General features: G+C 59.5%; 3 pseudogenes. 2 read left to right on the top strand and 1 reads right to left on the bottom strand.

Annotated elements, in window-relative coordinates:
* Positions 1-183 precede the first annotated feature (183 nt).
* Positions 184-585: pseudogene (locus VSX56_RS20630) on the top strand (transposase); the annotation flags it as partial.
* Between the two features lie 28 nt (positions 586-613).
* Here VSX56_RS20630 and VSX56_RS20625 read toward each other — a convergent pair.
* A pseudogene (locus VSX56_RS20625) lies at positions 614-934 on the bottom strand (transposase domain-containing protein); the annotation flags it as partial.
* Positions 935-1,015: 81 nt separating this feature from the next.
* Here VSX56_RS20625 and VSX56_RS20620 point away from each other — a divergent pair.
* Positions 1,016-1,174 (top strand): annotated as a pseudogene (locus VSX56_RS20620) (IS256 family transposase); the annotation flags it as partial.

Genomic DNA, 1,174 nt, shown 5'->3' with positions numbered 1-1,174 from the left:
GGCTGGAAACATACCCACCCTGGCACATCGCGATGCCGTTTGGTGGGGCCATCCACACCATCAATGGCGGGCGGCCCTCACCCTTGATAACGACATAGGCGGGGTTGGTGATTAGTTGACCTGCCCCCCGCGAAATTTCTCACCGTAACGTAGAGTCTGCGCCAACCTTGGAGGAGCAGACACATGCGAAAGAGCCGTTTCACCGAGACGCAGATAATCGGGATGATCAAGGAACAGGAGGCCGGAATGCCGACAGCGGAGGTGTGCCGCAGGCATGGCTTGAGCACGGCCACGTTCTACAAACTGAAAGCCAAGTATGGCGGCATGGAGGTGTCCGAGGCTGCGAGGCTGCGAGGCTGCGAGGCTGCGAGGCTGCGAGGCTAAAGGCCCTTGAGGACGAGAATATCAAGCTCAAACGTTTGCTGGCTGACACCATGTTGGAGAACGTCGTCTTTAGAAACCTGCTAGGAAAGAACTGACGACATTGATCAATCGGCGAGATGCGGCGCGCCCTTGGTGATGTGGGATCATGCCATCTCGCAGCATCGGGCGTGCAGGCTTGTTGGTGTCGACCCCAAGACAGTCGTAAGCGGTGTCTGCGCCCAACGCGGGATCAGCTTGACGAGGTGAAGTTCCAGGGAAGTAGCTCGTCGGTCCTGTTGGCCTGGTGACCGGCGGCGATGGCTTCCAAGGCCGCCTTAAGATAGGCGAAGGGTGCGTTCTTTCTCGTCAGGGCAATGGGGCGGATCAGGTTTTCGACGGCGTTGGAGTCGATCTCGACGCGGCCGTCGCGGAGGAAGGTCTGCAGGCCGGCCCACTGGCGATGGATGTAGGTCAGCTTTTCGCCGAGGCGCGACTTGGCCGAGATGCGCAGGCGCCGTGTCTGCAGCCAATTACCTAACTCGGCCACGAGGGGCGCGGATCGTGTCCCACGGGGTGGTGTAGCTCAGGTGGCCATCGGGTTTCTTAGTAAGGTCGGGTTGCTAGACTCAATCTGATCCAAGGATGACACCCGATGACCAAACCTATGATGGACCTTCGCGCGCTTGTCGAACAGAGCGGCGATGCAGATTTACTGCGTGAGATGATTGGCTTTGCCGCCGAGCGACTAATGGAGCTCGAGGTTGGCGCCAAGACCGGCGCGGACTATGGCGAGAAGAGTGCCGAACGACTG

This window comes from Thioclava kandeliae (assembly GCF_040297545.1).
GTDB classification, from domain to species: Bacteria; Pseudomonadota; Alphaproteobacteria; order Rhodobacterales; family Rhodobacteraceae; genus Thioclava; species Thioclava kandeliae.
Note: the sequence above shows the minus strand (reverse complement) of the source record. Positions and strands in the feature narration are given on the sequence as shown.